The organism is Neisseria sp. HMSC069H12 (assembly GCF_001812735.1).
Classification (GTDB): domain Bacteria; phylum Pseudomonadota; class Gammaproteobacteria; order Burkholderiales; family Neisseriaceae; genus Neisseria; species Neisseria subflava.
This window is the reverse complement of record NZ_KV810240.1, coordinates 25936-45473: the sequence shown is the minus strand read 5'-3', so window position 1 is coordinate 45473 and position 19538 is coordinate 25936. Positions and strand designations below refer to the sequence as shown.

The following is a 19538-nucleotide window of genomic DNA, read 5'->3' as shown; positions in this document are numbered from 1 at the left end:
AACCTGTGTTTAGGTTTCGGCTGTTGGGGGAAAGACTTTTTTGCAAAGGTCTCGGCCTATGTGATAGCAGAAGAGTTATATGGAAAAACAATATATTATGCTATACTAAGGCAGCTTCCATTTTTGAATGGGGTCTTATCGTGATTTTAAAATCATAAATAAAAGGAAAATTTATATGTTGACTTATAAAAAAGAAATATATAGGAAAACCTTGCTGCATACTCTGATAGTTTCTTGTTTTTCTATTCCTGCATTGGCCGTTGCTGCAGCGGGCGACACTTCACCTACTATGGGAACAGAGGGTTCAGGAGAATTTTGGAAAGAACCAAATCAAAACATTGATGGCGATTACAAAGCTACGCTAGCACCTAATAGCGGAGGACAATTTGCTCGTCCAAAAGGGCTTATTGTTCGTGCGAATAATCAGGTAGAAATCAAAGGTAAAACTAACATTAATGTTACGTTAGCCAGCGAAGGAAATTCAGGATTAGCATCAGATTCAAATGCGGCTTACGGTATTGCGGTAGGATATGATTATGCCGGTGGTAACGCTTCTGATACCGCCAGCTTAACTTTGCATGATGATGCTAATATCACTGTTAAAAACACAGAAAACACAGTGAAAAGTACAAAAAACTTTGGTGGCGCAACTGCACCATTTGGTCACCAATTATCCGGGGTGAAAGTTTACCGTAAGGATGGTGCCAAACCGGTTTTCAATTCTGAGAAAAAACTGACCATTAATGTGGAAGATAAAACCACCGATAAAATCGGGGATTATTTAGTCGGGCTTTACGTCAGTGGAGACGGTGCGGAAGCGAACTTAAAAGATTCTGACATCACAGTGAAAGCAAACGGAAAATTTTCTGCCGCATTAAAAATTGGTAAACCGGAACTACCAAACACTGAAAAACCGGCTGACTATAAAGGTGCTGTTGTCAATTCCACCGGCAGAATGGTGCTGAATACAGAGGAAACAAAAGATTCCGCAACCGTGCGCTTATTTGGCACCAAATCCCGCTTAATTGCCGATTCAGATACCAGCAGCGGTGAAATCAAATCCGGCAATTCAGCTGTTGTTTTCGATACTCAGGATTACGCAACTAAAGTAAGTGCCTTTTTTATTAGCGACAATGTATCCAGAAATGAGCCTAATAAAGATCAAGAAGTTCGTTTAAACAATACAAAAATCACCACAACATCTGATGATGCTTCATTGATTGTTGCTGATGCGAGAAAAGAAAGTAGTTTTGCAGTAACCTTCGCAGGAAATAAAGTCGCAAGTTGGTTTAATAATGGTGAATTCGTTGCTGAAAATGCAAAATTCGCGTTGAAAGGCAAAGACAGTGAAGCCAAAGCCGCAGAAAATGGCTGGCTTGCCGAAACTAAAGTGGCAGTAACCAAAGGGGCTGATTTGACATTTACCTTGTCTGATCAAGCAAAAGCCATTGGTTTGATGCAACAACAATCTAAAGGCAATGTGCATTCTAAATTAGATGTGCATGTGAACAACCAAGCTGTTTGGGAATTGAAACAAAAAGGTGATGAACAACGCTCTACCATCAATGCCTTAACCTTGGATAAGGGGGTATTAGATGCGTCTAAAAATATTCCGAACGGTTCAACTAAAACAGACTATAAAGTTAAACTGGTTAAACAAGATGGTACTGAAGGCACATTAACCAGTAACAACGGTGAAATCACCCTTGCCAATGGCTCTTACGAAGACAAACTCACTGTGGAAGGCAACTACACAGCGAATAACGGTGTTCTTAAAGTGAATACTCATTGGGATAGTAATGATGCCAATAACGGTAAATCTGACTTATTGGAAATCACCGGCAATGCCGAAGGGACAACAAAAGTTGTCAGTTTGAAAGCAGACGGCACAGAAAATATGATTGATGGCACTATCGGCTCTATTGCGGCTGATTTGGCCAAAAACAGTACGGCAGTAGTTCGAGTACAAGGGGAAAGTAATTTAAAGAACTTTACCGGTATTGCCAAAACTACAGGTGCGGGTGAACTGCAATTGGCTTCCAAAAAAGTAGGAAATACAACCGAATATTTTTGGACGGTAGTTTCCACGAATAAGGATGCCATTTATACAGCTTCTGTTCCTGCTTATACGCTTATTCCAAACTTGAACTTAGAAGTTGGCTACGAAACAGTTGGTACATTGCACCAACGCCGTGGTGAAAATCAGGCTCTTTCTTGGAAAAAATCTCAAGCGAACAGCCAAATTTGGGGACGTATTATTGGCAAACACATTGCTTTGGATGGTAAAAAGCGTTTGAATCTTAGCGCTAACCTTGCAGGCTTCCAGTTTGGCCACGACTTTGATATTTCTTCTAGCGAAAATGGCGGCAAACGTTTAACTGGTGGTTATGTTGGTTACACACATGCTAATTCGAAATTTTATGATGAATATCGTGCCGAGAATGGTGTCGTCATTGATGACAAATATACAGGTAAAGCTAAAACCGAAAACCTCCATGTCGGTGTGACTCACACACGGTATTCTGAAGATGGTAGCTATATAGACTTTGTAGGCCAACTTTCTTGGATGCAAAATAAATATAACTCCTTAGATTCGAAAGCAAAAAACCATGGTTTGGGTGTGGCTTTATCGGGTGAGGTAGGTCGTCCGTTTGTATTAAGTAAAGAGAAAACGAATAATGGCGACAGTTGGATTATTGAGCCGCAAGCACAATTAATCTATCAATACCTCGGCTTAAATAGCTTCACTGATGATATGCGCTCTGTGCATCAAGATAAGCAACATAATTTACGCAGCCGCATTGGTGTACGCTTTGCTTATAATAATTTAACCGATCATGAAAAAGTTCGAACCTTGTATTTCACCACTAATGTGTGGCATAACTTCAGAAATACTTCGGCCAGTAACATTGGCGAGGATAATGTTACTGAAAAATTAGCAAAAACTTGGGGCGAAGTTGGTTTGGGAGCACAATTTGCAACCAGTTCCAATACCCATATTTATGCAGATGCACGGTATGAACAATCTTTAAGTGGAACGAAACATCAAGGATACAAAGGCTCAATCGGCATAAAATATTCTTGGTAATCTTCAAGTAATATATCTTACCGTAGTCCTTTTATATGAGCCGGATAAATATTAACAATATTTATCCGGCTCATTTATATGCCTTCCTCAATTATCTAAGCGCTGTACTGGATTATCAAATATAGTCAATTAAAAACAAAATGGTACAATACTCAACTTTGAAGATCTAACCATGGCATACTCTGCGGACTTAAGAAACAAGGCTTTAAACTATTACGAACAATGCAAAAACATCAGCTAAACCGCAGCAACGTTTAACTTGTCAAGAAACACACTTTACCTGTGGATTCGCCTTAAAAAACAAACAGGCAGCCTAAAACATCAAGTTACCGGTCTAAATGCCGTCAAATTGGATAGGCAAAAACCGGCTCAATATGTTGGGCAACACCCGGATGCCTGTCTGCATGAGATCGCCAAACATTTTGATTGTACGCCAGCCGCCGTTTGCTATGCACTCAAACAGATGGGGATGACGCGCAAAAAAAGACCACGACTTACAAAGAACAAGACCCGGCCAAAGTAACGCATTATTTGACACAGCTGGCCGGATTTTCCGACTACCAACGTGTTTATTTGGATAAAACAGGATTTGACCGCTACCTGTTCCGTCCCTATGCCCGCAGTCCGAAAGGGCAAATAGTGAAAGCGCAGATAAGTGGAAAAAGATACCGACGCTTATCTCCGGTGTCCGCACAAGTCGGCAACCGGCTGATTGCTCCGATGGTTTATCAAAATACGATGACCGGCGTCTTTTTTGAAGCGTGGTTTCAACAATGCCTGCTGCCCGCATTGACTCGAAAATCGGTGATTATTTTAGATAATGCACGATTTCACCGTATGGGTGTCTTACGGGAAATGGCGGAAAAATTGGGACATAAGGTATTGCCTCTTGCACCTTATTCACCTGAGCTCAACCCGATTGAGAAGGTGTGGGCGAATATTAAGCGGTATCTGCGAACCGTTTTGTCTGATTACGCCCGATTTGACGATGCGCTACTGTCCTATTTTGATTTTAATTGACTATACATCCATCAGGCCGTCTGAAAAGACTCTCTCTTACCATTTTAATGAACTATCCGATTACACGCAAAAACCCTATTTATTTTCATTTGACACCAAACAATAAAATCATATCGATACAGACGTTTGGGGCAGTTTGACGGTTTCAGGTAAAATAACGCCAAATTCATCAACCGTTCAGAAAGCCGCCGCCATGTATTCACTCGTCCGCACCATCCTATTTCGTTTCGATGCAGAAAAGGCCCATCATTTCACGCTCAACAGTTTGCGCTCTATCGAGAAACTCGGCCTGCTGCCCAAGGTGGACAGCCACACCCGACCAACCGAGCTGATGGGCTTGCAACTGCCCAATCCGGTCGGTTTGGCGGCAGGTTTGGACAAGAACGGCGAGTGTATCGATGCGTTTGCCACTTTGGGTTTCGGCTTTGTCGAAATCGGCACGGTAACGCCCAAGCCGCAGCCGGGCAATCCGCAGCCGCGCCTTTTCCGCGTTCCCGAACACCAAGGCATCATCAACCGCATGGGTTTCAACAACCACGGCATCGACGCGATGATCCGCAACATTGAAAACAGCCGCTTTAAAGGCATTTTGGGCATCAATATCGGCAAAAATGCCGTTACGCCGATTGAAAACGCGGCCGACGATTATCTGATTTGCTTGGAAAAAGCCTACGCCCACGCAAGCTACATCACGGTCAATATTTCCTCCCCCAATACGAAAAACCTGCGCGCCTTGCAAGGCGGCGACGAGTTGAGCGCATTGTTGGAATCCTTGAAAAACAAACAGGCGCAACTGGCGGCCGCGCATGGCAAATATGTGCCGCTGGCGGTCAAAATCGCGCCGGATTTGGACGAAGCGCAAATCGACGACATCGCCCATGTGGTCAAATCTGTGGAAATGGACGGCATCATCGCCACCAACACGACCATCGACAAATCAAGCTTGGGCAGCCATCCGCTCGCAGGCGAACAAGGCGGCTTGAGCGGCTTGCCCGTACGTGAGAAAAGCAATCAGGTGTTGAAACTTTTGGCAGAACGTATTGACGGCAAACTGCCGATTATCGGCGTCGGCGGCATCATGAACGGCGCGGACGCGGCAGAAAAAATCCGCTTGGGCGCCAGTGCGGTTCAAGTGTACAGCGGTTTGATTTATCGCGGCCCTGAGTTGATTAAAGAGTGTTTGGCTGCGTTGAAATAATACTTTTCCAAAAATAAGGCCGTCTGAAATCTTTCAGACGGCCTTTTGATATGTTTTCATTCTTCAAACAGATTGCCTTGTGCCAATAAGGTTTTGACCGGTGCGAAATCGCGGCGGTGTTCCGGCAAGATGCCGTATTGTTTCAACGCGGCCAAGTGTTGCGCCGTGCCGTAGCCTTTGTGGCGGTCAAACCCGTATTGCGGATAGCGTTTCGCCAATTCATACATTTCCGCATCACGCGCGGTTTTGGCCAAAACCGAAGCGGCAGAGATTTCAATAATTTTGCTGTCACCTTTGACCACGGCCTCAGCATGGACATTCAAATCTTTCGGCACGCGGTTGCCGTCTATCCACACTTTGTCGGGTACGACCGACAGCCCCTCGACTGCGCGCTTCATCGCGGCCATGGTTGCGTGCAGGATGTTCAGTTGCAGGATTTCGTCGGGGTCGGCAAAGGCAATACTCCACGCAACCGCCTGTTCCTTAATCATTTGAGCCAACATATCGCGCTTTTTTTCGCTCAGTTTTTTTGAGTCGGTCAAACCCGGTAAATCAAAATGTTCCGGCAAAATCACTGCCGCCGCAAATACGCTGCCAACCAAAGGGCCGCGTCCCGCCTCGTCCACGCCTGCGCTTAAAACCGTCGCCATTTCTTCACCGCCTGTCTGATTCAAAGCCGCCATTATATCCGCTTGCGATAGAGAAATTCTGCAATAGTTCAAACCATTGGGGAACAGTTCAAATTTCATCTGCTTTACCAATCAGTTATAATTTACATCCCCACATACCCAATACGTCTTACAACATGCCTGCCCAATCCGAACGCCTCCATTTTTCCGAACGCTGGCTCAACGCCTACGAACGCTACCGCTATCGCCGCCATATCCACGCCTTCCGCCTCGGCTTGGCAATCGTGTTTTCCACCCTGTTGGCCAAAGTCTTCCACCTGCAACACGGCGAGTGGATCGGCATGACCGTCTTTGTCGTCCTCGGCATGCTGCAATTCCAAGGCGCGATTTACTCCAAAGCAGTCGAACGCATGCTCGGCACGGCCATCGGTTTGGGCGTCGGTTTGGCCGTTTTATGGTTGAACCAGCATTATTTCCAAGACGGCATTTTCTTCTATCTGATTATCGGAGCCGCCAGCGCAGTGGCCGGTTGGTCTGCGGTCGGCAAAAACGGCTATGTCGCCATGCTTGCCGGTTTGACCATGTGCATGCTCATCGGCGACAGCAGCCACCACTGGCTCGACAGCGGCCTGATGCGCGCCATGAACGTTTTGATTGGTGCCGCCATCGCCATTGCCGCCGCCAAACTCCTGCCCTTGCGCTCTACCCTGATGTGGCGCTTCATGCTTGCCGACAACCTCACCGACTGCGCCAAAATGATTGCCGAAATCAGCAACGGCAAGCGCATGACGCGCGAGCGTTTGGAGCAAAACATGATTAAAATGCGCAAAATCAACGCCCGCATGGTCAAAAGCCGCAGCCATCTGGCCGCAACATCCGGCGAAAGCCACATCAGCAACAATATGATGGAAGCCATGCAGCATGCCCACCGCAAAATCGTCACCACCACCGAGCTGCTCCTGACCACCGCCGCCAAACTGCGTGCGCCCACGCTCAACGAAAGCGAAATCCGCCTGCTCGACCGCCATTTCAACCAACTCCAACGCGATCTGCGCCTGACCGTCCGCCTCATCAAAGGCCACTACGCCCGCCGTATCCGCATCGATACTTCGCTCAATACCGAACTAAGCAAACCGGCCGCCCGCCTGCATTACGACTGGCAAGGCTTCCTCTGGCTCAGTACCAATATGCGTAACGAAATCGCCGCATTGGTGATTCTGTTGCAACGTTCGCGCAATAAATGGTTGGACAAAAAAGAATTGCAACGCCTGAAAGAATACCTGCGCAACGATACCGATCCGGAGCAACAATAGGCCGTCTGAAAACACAAACTCAAAATAAAAGCGAATTAGCCGCCGATAACATCGGCCAATAAAAAAGGCCGTCTGAAACCCAATGGTTCAGACGGCCTTTCAATCAATCCAATCAACAATAAATACCACATAAAGCAAAATCCCCTGCGATTGCAGGGGATTTTTATATTTGGTTGCGGGAGCAGGATTCGAACCTACGACCTTCGGGTTATGAGCCCGACGAGCTACCATGCTGCTCCATCCCGCGTCAGAAGATGTAACTATACGGGAAGACGGAATCGCTGTCAAGCGTTTTTGACAGAAAATGCGAAAACGCCGCTTTACAAAAAACCATCCGCATGGTTTAATTTTCGTTAATAAAGAAACAGGGGTGCTGCTTTAAAACCAAGCGGCTGAGAAATACCCTTTACACCCGAACAGGATAATACCTGCGTGGGGAGTTTCGGCAAATGTGATTTTAAACGGTTGATTGAAAATATCCACAAGGCCGTCTGAAAAAAGCAATGCTCCTGTTTCCTTTCATAACCGAGAAACAGGAGCAATTTTTTTATGACTACCACTAAAAAAACCGGCGATGAGGCGCGCCGTCTTTCCGACTTGAGCGAAGACATCGGCATCCGCTTCCAATATCCCAATTCCGACCGTGTCTATATCCCGGGCAGCCGCGCCGACATCCGCGTGCCTTTGCGCGAAATCCGTCAGGACGACACCTACACGGCGCAAGGTACGGAAGCCAACCCGCCGATTCCCGTCTATGACACCAGCGGCGTGTACGGCGATCCGGCGGCGCACATCGACCTGAAACAAGGTTTGCCGCACGTCCGCACCGCATGGCTGGACGAACGCGGCGATACCGAAATCCTGCCCAAGCTCTCCAGCGAATACGGTATCGAACGCGCGCATGACCCGCAAACCGCCCATCTGCGTTTCAACCAAATTACCCGCCCGCGCCGCGCCAAAGCAGGACGCAACGTAACCCAGCTCCATTACGCCCGCCAAGGCATTATCACGCCCGAAATGGAATTCGTCGCCATACGCGAACGCATGAAGCTGGACGAGCTTTTCAGACGACCTGAATACGCCAAACTTTTGAAACAGCACGCAGGGCAAAGTTTCGGCGCGAACATCCCGACCCATCCCGACCAAATCACGCCCGAATTCGTGCGCCGAGAAATTGCCGCCGGACGTGCGATTATCCCCGCCAACATCAACCATCCCGAACTCGAACCGATGATTATCGGCCGCAACTTCCGCGTCAAAATCAACGGCAACTTGGGCAACTCCGCCGTAACCTCCAGCCTGACCGAAGAAGTCGAAAAAATGGTGTGGTCGCTGCGTTGGGGCGCAGACACGATTATGGATTTGTCCACCGGCGCGCATATCCACGAGACGCGCGAATGGATTATCCGCAACGCGCCCGTCCCCATCGGTACGGTGCCCATCTATCAGGCTTTGGAAAAAACCGGCGGCATTGCCGAAGATTTGACTTGGGATTTGTTCCGCGACACCTTAATCGAACAGGCGGAACAAGGCGTGGACTATTTCACCATACACGCAGGCGTGTTGCTGCGTTATGTGCCGATGACCGCCAACCGCCTCACCGGCATCGTATCGCGCGGCGGCTCCATCATGGCGAAATGGTGCCTCGCCCACCATCAGGAAAACTTCCTCTACACGCATTTCGACGAAATCTGCGAAATCATGAAAGCCTACGACGTGTCGTTCAGCCTCGGCGACGGCCTGCGCCCCGGCTGCATTGCCGATGCCAACGACGAAGCGCAGTTCGCTGAATTGCACACCTTGGGCGAATTGACCGGCAAAGCGTGGGAACACGACGTACAAGTCATGATTGAAGGCCCCGGCCATGTACCGCTGCAACGCGTGAAAGAAAACATGACCGAAGAGCTGCAACATTGCTTTGAAGCACCTTTCTACACCCTCGGCCCGCTCGTTACCGACATCGCCCCCGGCTACGACCACATCACCTCGGGCATAGGCGCGACCAACATCGGCTGGTACGGCACAGCCATGCTCTGCTACGTTACCCCGAAAGAGCATCTCGGCCTGCCCGACAAAGAAGACGTGCGCACCGGCATCATCACCTACAAACTCGCCGCCCACGCCGCCGACCTCGCCAAAGGCTGGCCGGGCGCACAGTTGCGCGACAACGCCTTAAGCAAGGCGCGTTTCGAGTTCCGCTGGCGCGACCAATTCCGCCTCAGCCTCGACCCCGAACGCGCCGAGAGCTTCCACGACGAAACCCTGCCCGCCGAAGGCGCGAAAATCGCCCACTTCTGCTCGATGTGCGGCCCCAAATTCTGCTCGATGAAAATCACGCAGGAAGTGCGCGACTACGCCGACAAGCAAAAAACACAACAGCAAGGCATGGAAGAAAAAGCGATTGAGTTCGTCAAAAAAGGAGCGAAGCTTTACAGTTAAAACGTAAAGCAAGAAAAGGCCGTCTGAAAATGTTTCAGACGGCCTTTTTAGTGAATAGCCTTTAAGCCAAACTATACGCCCTACTGCTTATTTTTCTACTCTGCGGAAATGGTGCGGACGGAAGCCGAGCGCGGCAAGGGAAACGAAGTAGAGGCCGCCGCCCAAGGCAATCAGAACGCAGAGTTGGCCTGCTTTTTTAAAGCCGCCGACGTGCACCCATTCAAACGGCAGATAATATTGCGCCAGCCACAAACCGCCGCCCATGACGACCAAAGAGATGACCATTTTAACCAAAAACGCTGCCCAACCTTTGCCGGGACGGTAGATGCCGTGTTTGCGCAAAAGGAAAAACAGCAAACCTGCATTCAGACACGCGCCCAAACCGATAGCGAGGGACAGGCCGACGTGTTTGAGCGGCGAAATGAAGGCGAGGTTCATCAACTGCGTGCAAATCAGCGTGAAAATAGCGACCTTAACAGGAGTTTTGATGTTTTGGCGCGCGTAGAAGCCGGGTGCCAACACTTTAATCATAATCAGCCCGATTAAGCCGAAGGAATAGGCAATCAGCGCGTATTGGGTCATTTGCGCGTCGTGCAACGTAAATTCACGGTACATGAACAAGGTCGTAACCAGAGGGAAAGACAACACGGCAAGGCCGACGGCGGCAGGCAGGGTCAGCAGCATACACAAGCGCAAACCCCAGTCGAGCAGGCCGGAAAACTGCTCGGTATCCTGACTGGCTGCGTGTTTGGACAAGGTAGGCAGCAAGATTGTACCGAGTGCCACACCCAAAACGCCGGTCGGCAATTCCATTAGTCGGTCGGCGTAATACATCCACGACACGCTGCCGGACTGTAAAAACGAGGCAAAAATGGTGTTGATAACCAATGAAATCTGCGCCACGCTTACGCCCAAAATAGCCGGTGCCATCTGTTTCAGTACACGGTTGACCGCCGCATCTTTAAAGCTGAGTTTGGGCATTTTCAAGAAGCCCAATTTTGCCAACCAAGGCAGTTGGAACACCAGCTGCAACACGCCGCCGACAAATACCGCCCACGCCAAAGCCATAACGGGCGGATCGAAATACGGTACAAAAAACAGGGAAAAGACGATAAAGGAAATGTTCAAAAATGTCGGCGTAAAGGCGGGAATACCGAATTTATGATAGGAGTTGAGTATCGAGCCGACAAAAGATGACAATGAAATCAAAAAGATATAAGGAAACGTTACCCGCAGCAGGTCGATGGAAAGCTGAAACTTATCGGCTTCTTTGGCAAAACCGGGCGCGGAAACATAAATCACCCATGGCGCGGCAAGTATGCCCAGCGCGGTAACGATGACCAACACAAACGACAGCATACCGGCCACATGACGCACAAACACCTGCGTGGCTTCGGGTGAGCGAGTTTCTTTGTATTCCGCCAAAATCGGTACGAAGGCTTGGGCAAATGCACCCTCTGCAAACACGCGCCGCAGCAGGTTGGGCAGTTTAAACGCGACAAAAAACGCATCTGTCGCCATGCCTGCACCAAACGCACGAGCGATAATCGTATCGCGCACAAAGCCTAAAATGCGCGACACCATCGTCAGGCTGCCAACCTTGGCCAAGGCTCCCAATAAATTCATGTATTTTCCTTAATTGTCTTTCAGGCCGTCTGAAAATCCGGCTTCTTCCAATACTGCCGCCGCCGCCAATGCCGCCGTATCTTTTTTCAACAGCAGATGCAAGGCGTGGAAATCCTGTTCCAACGCGGCCACGGCCTCAGGGTGGTCATACCAGTCTGCCACGGCCTGCGCCAGTTTTTCAGGGACGGCATCGTGTTGCAGCAGCTCGGGAACGGTGGCTTTACCCAACAGAATATTGGGCAAACCGACATGCGGCACTTTAATTTTGCGTTTCACATACGCATAAGTCAGCGGCGAAATTTTGTAGCTGATGACCATAGGCCGCTTGCACAAGGCCACTTCCAAAGTCGCCGTACCACTGGTAACCAATACCACGTCGGCAGCGGTGCAAACCGTATCCGACTGCTTGTCGGTCAGCGTGATGGGAAGATAGGCAAACTCGGTCTGCGCCAAAATTTCGCTAATGCGTTTGCGCGTTGCGGCCGTTGCAACAGGCAGCAAAAACTGTGCCTTCGGATAACGTTTCAGCAGCAATAAGGCCGTCTGAAAAAACACCGCCGCCATGTAATCAATTTCACTCACACGGCTGCCGGGCAATATGGCAAACACGGGCACGTCCGCAGGAACGCCCAGCTTCTGCCGCGCAGCCGCCCTATCCGCTTCCACAGGCATGGTTTGCGCCATCGGATGGCCGACAAACTCGGCCTTACCTCCGGCATCAATATAAAGCTGTGGCTCCATCGGAAACAGGCACAACACGCGGTTGACCTGATGCACGATTTTATTGACCCGTTCGCGTCGCCACGCCCAAACCGACGGGCTGACGTAATGAATGGTATGAATGCCTGCCTGCTTGAGTTTTTCTGCCACGCCGAGATTAAAGTCCGGCGCATCGATGCCGATAAACACATCCGGCTTGAGGCGGATTAAATCGTTCACCAGCCCTTTGCGGATTTTCAAAATCTGCGGCAAGCGTTTGATGACCTCAACAAAACCGCGCACCGCCAACTTTTCCTGATCGTACAAACTCTCGAAACCCTCCGCCTTCATGCGCTCGCCACCGATGCCGGTAAACCGCGCATTCGGGCAACGCGCCTTAATGGCACGGATTAAGTGTGCGCCAAGCAAGTCGCCGGAAGCTTCGCCGACACTGATGGCGATAAGGGAGGAAGAATTGGGGTTCATGTTGTTGAGGTTCGGAAGCTAAAAGATTTTGTGGCGGACATTTGCCCGCCCGTTTTCAGACGGCATCGGCAGCAAACGGACAGGAAACCTGCCTACTGCGCGGATTTTTGCAATCCAAAGGCCGTCTGAAAAAGTTTCAGACGGCCCTCAATCCATCAATCAACGGATAATGCCGCGTGTGGATTGTGCAAAAAAGTCTTTAAATACCGCCAATTCGCTTTGGGTTTCGGCACGTTTCAGAATGTCTGCCTTGGCCTCTTCAAACGGAATGCCGCGATGGTAAATGGTTTTATACACATCTTTGACAGAGGCAATTTGTTCGGCCGTGAAACCGTTACGGCGCATACCTTCGCTGTTGAGGCCGGCCGGTTCGGCACGGTAGCCTGCAGCCATGAAGTACGGCGGTACGTCTTTGTGTACGCCGGCGGCAAACGCGGTCATGGCGTAGTCGCCGATTTGACAGAATTGGAACACCAGCGTGTAGCCGCCCAAGACAACGTAGTCGCCGATGGTAACGTGGCCTGCGAGTGAGGCGTTGTTGGCGAAGATGGTATGGTTGCCGACCACGCAGTCATGGGCGAGGTGGCAGTAGGCCATAATCCAGTTGTCGTCGCCGATACGGGTTTCACCGATGCCGGTGACCGTACCGAGGTTGAAGGTGGTGAATTCGCGGATGGTGTTGCCGTTGCCGATAATCAGCTTGGTCGGCTCGTCGCGGTATTTTTTGTCCTGCGGAATTTCGCCAAGGCTGGCAAATTGGAAAATGCGGTTGTTTTCACCGATGGTCGTATGGCCGTTGATGACGACGTGTGGGCCGATTTCGGTATTCGCACCGATTTGCACATTGGGGCCGATGATGCTGTATGGGCCGACTTTGACACTGGAGTCGAGTTCGGCTTTAGGGTCGATGACGGCGGTCGGATGGATAAGGGGCATGCTGTCTCCTTGCTGTCTGATACAGGTATTGCCTGTAAGATGCCGTCTGAACTTTCAGACGGCCTGTCCCATTTTTACACCACTCGTTTGGCGCACATAATCACGGCTTCAACGGCAACTTGACCGTCAACTTTGGCAACGGCGTTGAATTTGCCGATACCGCGTTTGTTGGTCAACAGCTCGACTTCAAAAACCAGTTGGTCGCCGGGGATGACTTGGCGTTTGAAACGAGCGTCGTCGATACCGGCGAAGAAGAAGAATTCGTTTTCTTTGCGGCCGCCTTCGCTGAGGATGGCGAGAGTGCCGCACGCTTGCGCCATGGCTTCGATAATCAGCACACCGGGCATCACGGGCAGGTCGGGAAAGTGGCCTTGGAACTGCGGCTCGTTCATGGTGACGTTTTTAATCGCAGTCAGGGTTTTCATCGGTTCGAACGCGGTAATGCGGTCGAGTTGCAAAAACGGATAGCGGTGTGGGATAAGTTTTTGAATGTCTTTGGCTTCGATCGGGAGTTGTACGTCCATGATGTTCGTCTTTCCTTGTTTGTATTGGGTTTAAACGTATTCGGATGCGGGGCGCGGACTGTTTGCGCCGACTTTAGGCTTCGTCGCTGTCGGCAAGCTGTTTTTCCAGCGTTTTGAGGCGTTTGTTCATTTCGCTCAAACGGTGGATATAAACGGCATTGCGCGCCCAGTCTTTGTAGCCCGACATCGGGAAAATACCGGCCAGATGCTGGCCGCTTTCGGTAATGCTGTGGGTGACGGATGTACCGCCGCCGATGGTGGTTTTATCGGCAATTTCGATGTGTCCGACCGTGCCGACTCCGCCGCCGATAATACAATAATTGCCGATGGTGACGCTGCCGGAAATGCCGGTCTTGGCGGCGATAACGGTGTGCGAACCGATTTTGCAGTTGTGGCCGATTTGGACTTGGTTGTCGATTTTGGTGCCGTTGCCGACGGTCGTGTCGCTCATTGCGCCGCGGTCGATATTGGTGTTCGAACCGATTTCCACATCATCGCCCAGCGTGACTGCGCCGGTTTGCGGAATTTTAAACCATGAATCGCCGGCAAAGGCCAAGCCGAAACCGTCCGCACCGATGACGGCGCCGCTGTGGATTTCGACACGGTTGCCCAAAGTGCAGCCGTAATAGATGACGGAGTTGGGATGCAACACGACTTCATCACCCAACATGCAATCGTGTTGGACAACAGCATTGGCCAAAATACGGCAGCCTTCGCCCAATACGGCATTCGCGCCGATATAGGCATTCGCGCCGATTTCGCAGCTTGCCGGCACTTTGGCGCTTGCCTCGACAACGGCGGTCGGATGTACGCCGCCCTGTGCTTTGACAATCGGCGAGAACAATCGTGCCACTTTGGCAAAATAAAGATAAGGGTCGGCAGCCACAATCAGGTTGCGGCCTGCAAATTCGTCCGCGGCTTTCGGTGACACAATCACTGCGCCTGCCTGGCTGTCGTGTACTTCGGCTTTGTATTTCGGATTGGCCAAAAAGCTGATGTGTTCCGCCTGCGCCTGATCCAACGGACGGACGGCGGTAATGGCGATGTCTTCGCCTTTCCATTCGCCGCCGAGCTGGGAAACGATTTGGGACAAGGTGTATGCTTGTGAAGTCATGATAATCTGCCGTCAAGATGTCAGGCCGTCTGAAAGATGCCGGTTTGGGTTTCAGACGGCCTTAGGTTTGTCTGTATGGTTACATTCGCTGCCGAGCAGGGTCAGTGAGCATTTAGGGCTTTAATAACGCTGTCGGTAATGTCGTAGCGGCCGTTGACGTAAATCACGTCCTGCAAGATGAAGTCATAACCTTCGCGTTTGGCTAAATCGACGATGACGCGGTTGGCATTTTGCTGGAGCGCGGCGAATTCTTCATTGCGGCGCAAGTTGTAGTCTTCAGCCAACTCGGTCTGCTGTTTGCGGAATTTTTGTACCAGATTGCGCCATTTTTGGGTTTCCGCTTCCCTTTGGCTGTCGCTGAGCTTGTCGCCGCTCAGTTTTCGCTCCAAAGCCTCGCCTTCCTGCTGCAGCTTTTGCAAGGCGGTTTGACGGCTTTTGAACTCTTTTTCCAAAGTCATCTGAATGCTTTGCGCCTGCTTGGATTCCTGATAAACGCGCTCGGTATTGATAAAACCGATTTTCTGCATGCCATCCGCCGCCGCTTGCGGCAACAGCACGAAACCCGGCAGGGCTACGGCGAGGACACGGAGGGTGTCGGCTATTTTACTCATGATAAAAATCCTTGCTTGAAAACAAACGGGCGGTTTGCAATAAGCTTACCGCCAATCTGCCATGAGGCCGTCTGAAACGGACAAACCGGGTTTCAGACGGCCTAAACATCATCAGAATGTCGTACCGAGTTGGAATTGGAAGCGTTGGATTTCGTCGCCTTCTTTTTTCTTAATCGGGTAAGCATAACTGAACTTCATCGGACCCAGCGGAGAGAGCCAGGTCACGGCAGCACCGGCAGAGTAACGCAATTCGTTTTTGAATGTCGATTTGTGCGTTGTGCCTACGCCGTACACGTTTTGGGACACGCCATTGGAATTGCTGCTGCTGCCGTCGTTGTAGGTTTTGCCGTCCCACACGCTGCCCGCATCGGCAAACAGGCTCAGACGGACGGTACGCGAGTCTTTAATGCCCGGCATTGGGAAGAGCAACTCTGCGGAAACGTTGGCTTTTTTGTTACCGCCGTAGCTGATTTTCTCGCCGTATTCGTCATAAACCTTCGGGCCCAGCGTACCGCTTTCAAAGCCGCGGACAGAGCCTAAGCCGCCGCCGTAGAAGTTTTCAAAGAACGGCATGGTTTTGGTTTTGCCGTAGCCGTTGCCATAACCGACTTCACCACCCAGCATCAGCGTGAAATCTTTGCTCAACGGGAAGAACCAAGTTTGGTTGTGGGTCAGGGTGTAGTATTGCAGGTCGCTGCCCGGCAAAGCGATTTCGCCGTTTACGCCGGTCAGGTAACCGCGGGTCGGCCACAAGGCATTGTCGGTTTTGTTGCGGCCCCAGCCGATGGTACCTTTGTACAACCAGCCTTTGAAGTTACCCACGCCACTACCGTCGCCTTTACCGTATTGATTGATAAAGTCGGCATAGCGTTTAGGCGCACCTTTGTAGGTGTTCACGGTCAGACGCTCTGCGGCCAAACCGAAGTTCACACGGTCATATTCGGTAACCGGAATACCGATACGCAAACCGCCGCCGAAAGTCGTGGTTTTATATTGTTTCGCGCTGGAAGAAGCTTTACGCGGGTCGTAAGTCTTGCCGTAAATGTCGTAGCCCAAGCTTACGCCGTCAGGTGTGAAGTATGGGTCGGTAAACGACAACGAGCCGTTTACTGTGGTTTTACTGCGGGAGGCACGCAGGGCAACGGATTTACCCGTACCGAACAGGTTGTCTTGAGCCACGCCGGCAGACATCACCAAACCGGTATCCTGAACCCAACCTGCGCTCAAGTCGAGCGAGCCGGTAGAACGTTCGGTCAGACTCATGTTCAGGTCAACTTGGTCAGGGGTATTGGCCACAGGAACTGCATCAAATTGAACGTTGTCGAAGTAGCCCAACAACTCAACGCGCTCTTTAGAACGTTGCAGTTTGGCAGAGTCGTAAGGCGCTGATTCCATTTGACGCAACTCGCGACGGATGACTTCGTCACGGGTTTTGTTGTTGCCGGTAATGTTGATTTCGTTTACATAGATTTTGCGACCCGGTTGAACGGTCAACACAAAATCAACGGTATGTGTTTCGGCATTTGGAATCGGTTGGACATTGATTTCGCTGAATGCGTAACCTGCCTGACCCATGCGGTTTTGGATGGCTTCGAGCGAATTGGACATTTGCGCGCGTTCATACCATTTGCCCGGCTTCATGGTCAGCAGTTTTTCCAAATCTTCTTTCGGCACTTCCAGCGTATCGCCTTCGATGCGTACATTGCCCCAGCGGAAGCGGTCGCCTTCGCTGACGGTTACTTTAATGGTCTGCTTGGTTTTGTCTTCGTTGGTTTGGATATCGGTATCCAAAATACGGAAGTTGAAGTAGCCGTTGTTTTGATAGAAATTGGTAATTTTTTCCATGTCCTGAGCAAATTTTTGCTCATTGAACTGGTTGCTCTTCGTAATCCAAGTCCACATGCCGCCTTCGCTCAGGGACATTTGTTTCATCAGACGGCGGTCGGAATAAACTTCGTTGCCCTCAAATGAAATATCGGTAATCTTGGTAGATTTGCCCTCTTCAATGGCAATATCGATAGACACGCGGTTGCGGGCAAGTTTGGTTACGGTCGGAGTGATTTGGACAGACTGTTTGCCACGGCTCAAATACTCTTCTTTCAAACCGGCAACGGCTTGGTTCAGCGTTGCTTGGTTGAAGTATTGGGATTGCGCCAAACCAAATGCTTCAAGGTTTTTCTTGATGGCATCGTTTTGCAGCATTTTCGCGCCGGTAATATTGAGCGAGCTGATGGTAGGACGCTCAATCACGGTCAGCAGGACTTGATTGTCCATGGTCTCGACGCGTACGTCGTCAAAGAAACCGGTTGCGTAGAGTTTTTTGATGATTTCTTCACTGCGCGCATCATTGAAATTATCACCGACTTTAACGGGCAGGTAGTTGAAGACGGTACTCGGCTCGGTGCGTTGCAGGCCTTCGACGCGGATGTCCTGAATGGTAAAGTCAGCCAATGCCAGTGGAGACAGGCTCAATACCATTAAAGCGGAAGCAATCTGGTTCAGTTTCATAAATTATCCAAACAAACGGTTGATGTCATTAAAGAAAGCCACAGCCATCATCAAAAGCATGGCTGCCAGTCCGAAGCGCAGGCCGACTGCCTGTATGCGCTCGCTCAAAGGCTTTCCGCGTATCCATTCGGCGGTATAGAAAACCAAATGTCCGCCGTCTAAAACGGGCACGGGCAAAAGGTTCAACACGCCTAAGCTGATGCTGACCAAGGCCAGAAATTCGAGGTAGCTCTGTAATCCGAGTTTGGCGGATTGTCCGGCGACATCGGCAATGGTCAAGGGGCCGGAAATATGGTTCAAAGAGGAATTGCCTGTAACCAGTTTTCCGAAAAATTTGAGGGTTGTCCACGAATAGTTGACGGTTTTGTTCCAACCCAATTCAAAGGCTTGGGCAACGGAAGGCGTATAGCGGTAGCGGATGGTTTTATCCCACTCTTTATCCGCCTGGGCGGCAAGCCCGGCTCTACCCACCAGCACGCCTGCCGACTGCTCGACGCTGTCCGGCCGGATAGCGGTCGCCAGTATTTTACCGTCGCGCTCGTAAGTCAGTTCGATTCGTTTGCCGGGGCTGGCACGGAAGAGTTCCGTCCATGCCTGCCAGCTTTCGATGGGCTTCCCATCGGCGGTCAGTAGTTTGTCGTTTTCCTTCAAACCTGCTTTTTCGGCCGGACTATTGGCCAAGACTTTGCCGATGCGGTTAGTAATTCTAAAAGGCAAAAGGCCTATGTTGCCTTGGCTTTTCGCAACTTTACCTGCTTCAGGCGTGCCGGCGGCATCAATTATGCGGATGGCTTGGGTATTTGAGGCCGTCTGAACAGCGACTTTTACAGGGCCGGCTTCAAGGTTCAACACCATCTCGGTTTGCGCATCGCTCCAGTCTTTAACGGCGATTCCGTTGACCGATACAATTTTATCGCCTGCCTGAAAACCTGCGTTGGCGGCAATACTGGCAGGCTCGACCATGCCGACATAAGGGCGCAACTCGGTCACGCCGAAGGAAAAGCTCAAACCGTAAAGCAAAACGGCCAAAATCAAATTGGTCAAAGGACCGGCGGCGACAATGGCGATGCGCTTGGCCGGATGCTGCTTGTCAAAGGCGTACGGCAAATCTGCTTCCGCCACCTCGCCTTCGCGCGTATCGACCATTTTAACGTAACCGCCCAGCGGAATCGGGGCAAGACACCACTCGGTATCGCCGCGTTTTCGGGTGAAAAAGGGCTTACCGAAGCCGACGGAAAAGCGCACGACTTTAACGCCGCACCAGCGGGCAACAATATAGTGTCCGAACTCATGCAGGCTGACCAAAATCAGAATAGCGACGATAAAGGCTAAAAAGGTTTGCAAAAA

General features: G+C 50.5%; 13 protein-coding genes, 1 tRNA gene, 1 pseudogene and 1 riboswitch. Of the genes and pseudogenes, 5 read left to right on the top strand and 10 right to left on the bottom strand.

The window, feature by feature from the left end:
• Positions 1–175: 175 nt before the first annotated feature.
• From HMPREF2872_RS00845 to HMPREF2872_RS00835, 3 genes and pseudogenes are all read left to right on the top strand, one after another.
• The gene (locus HMPREF2872_RS00845; RefSeq protein ID WP_070630492.1) at positions 176–3088 is read left to right on the top strand and encodes an autotransporter family protein; all 2913 of its coding nucleotides are present in this window, start codon (positions 176–178) and stop codon (positions 3086–3088) included.
• Positions 3089–3260: 172 nt separating this feature from the next.
• Positions 3261–4108, top strand: a pseudogene (locus tag HMPREF2872_RS11135) (IS630 family transposase).
• Positions 4109–4301: 193 nt separating this feature from the next.
• The gene (locus HMPREF2872_RS00835; protein WP_070630490.1) at positions 4302–5306 is read left to right on the top strand and encodes a quinone-dependent dihydroorotate dehydrogenase; all 1005 of its coding nucleotides are present in this window, start codon (positions 4302–4304) and stop codon (positions 5304–5306) included.
• Positions 5307–5362: 56 nt separating this feature from the next.
• On the opposite strand, the gene rnhB is transcribed toward HMPREF2872_RS00835, so the two are convergent.
• A complete protein-coding gene (gene rnhB / locus HMPREF2872_RS00830; protein ID WP_070630495.1) occupies positions 5363–5956 on the bottom strand; it encodes a ribonuclease HII in 594 nt (197 codons plus the stop codon).
• 155 nt (positions 5957–6111) lie between these two features.
• Here rnhB and HMPREF2872_RS00825 point away from each other — a divergent pair, with 155 nt between their 5' ends.
• Complete coding sequence (locus HMPREF2872_RS00825) at positions 6112–7248, top strand: FUSC family protein (protein ID WP_070630488.1); 1137 nt, start codon at positions 6112–6114, stop codon at positions 7246–7248.
• Between the two features lie 170 nt (positions 7249–7418).
• On the opposite strand, the gene HMPREF2872_RS00820 is transcribed toward HMPREF2872_RS00825, so the two are convergent.
• Positions 7419–7495, bottom strand: a tRNA-Met gene (locus HMPREF2872_RS00820).
• A gap of 109 nt (positions 7496–7604) precedes the next feature.
• A riboswitch (TPP riboswitch) is annotated at positions 7605–7704 on the top strand.
• 93 nt (positions 7705–7797) lie between these two features.
• Between HMPREF2872_RS00820 and thiC the strand changes: the two genes are divergently transcribed.
• Positions 7798–9687, top strand: coding sequence for a phosphomethylpyrimidine synthase ThiC (gene thiC / locus HMPREF2872_RS00815; protein ID WP_070630486.1), 1890 nt, complete (start codon positions 7798–7800; stop codon positions 9685–9687).
• A gap of 87 nt (positions 9688–9774) precedes the next feature.
• Here thiC and murJ read toward each other — a convergent pair whose 3' ends face one another.
• The 8 genes from murJ to rseP form a co-directional block, all read right to left on the bottom strand.
• Positions 9775–11313: a murein biosynthesis integral membrane protein MurJ gene (gene murJ / locus HMPREF2872_RS00810; protein WP_049350884.1), complete on the bottom strand. Its 1539-nt coding sequence runs from the start codon at positions 11311–11313 to the stop codon at positions 9775–9777.
• 9 nt (positions 11314–11322) lie between these two features.
• Positions 11323–12498 carry a lipid-A-disaccharide synthase gene (lpxB, locus tag HMPREF2872_RS00805; RefSeq protein ID WP_070630484.1) on the bottom strand — a complete coding sequence of 392 codons (1176 nt, stop codon included), beginning with the start codon at positions 12496–12498 and terminating at the stop codon, positions 11323–11325.
• 159 nt (positions 12499–12657) lie between these two features.
• The gene (lpxA, locus tag HMPREF2872_RS00800; protein WP_070630483.1) at positions 12658–13434 is read right to left on the bottom strand and encodes an acyl-ACP--UDP-N-acetylglucosamine O-acyltransferase; all 777 of its coding nucleotides are present in this window, start codon (positions 13432–13434) and stop codon (positions 12658–12660) included.
• A 74-nt stretch (positions 13435–13508) separates the two neighbouring features.
• Positions 13509–13958, bottom strand: coding sequence for a 3-hydroxyacyl-ACP dehydratase FabZ (gene fabZ, locus HMPREF2872_RS00795; protein WP_003681704.1), 450 nt, complete (start codon positions 13956–13958; stop codon positions 13509–13511).
• Positions 13959–14031: 73 nt separating this feature from the next.
• Positions 14032–15072: a UDP-3-O-(3-hydroxymyristoyl)glucosamine N-acyltransferase gene (gene lpxD / locus HMPREF2872_RS00790; protein WP_070630480.1), complete on the bottom strand. Its 1041-nt coding sequence runs from the start codon at positions 15070–15072 to the stop codon at positions 14032–14034.
• A gap of 101 nt (positions 15073–15173) precedes the next feature.
• Positions 15174–15683: an OmpH/Skp family outer membrane protein gene (locus HMPREF2872_RS00785; RefSeq protein WP_070630478.1), complete on the bottom strand. Its 510-nt coding sequence runs from the start codon at positions 15681–15683 to the stop codon at positions 15174–15176.
• A gap of 111 nt (positions 15684–15794) precedes the next feature.
• Positions 15795–18191 carry an outer membrane protein assembly factor BamA gene (bamA, locus tag HMPREF2872_RS00780; RefSeq protein ID WP_070630476.1) on the bottom strand — a complete coding sequence of 799 codons (2397 nt, stop codon included), beginning with the start codon at positions 18189–18191 and terminating at the stop codon, positions 15795–15797.
• Positions 18192–18194: 3 nt separating this feature from the next.
• Positions 18195–19535 (bottom strand): RIP metalloprotease RseP, encoded by a 1341-nt coding sequence (gene rseP / locus HMPREF2872_RS00775; RefSeq protein ID WP_070630474.1) that lies wholly within the window; start codon positions 19533–19535, stop codon positions 18195–18197.
• Positions 19536–19538: the final 3 nt, after the last annotated feature.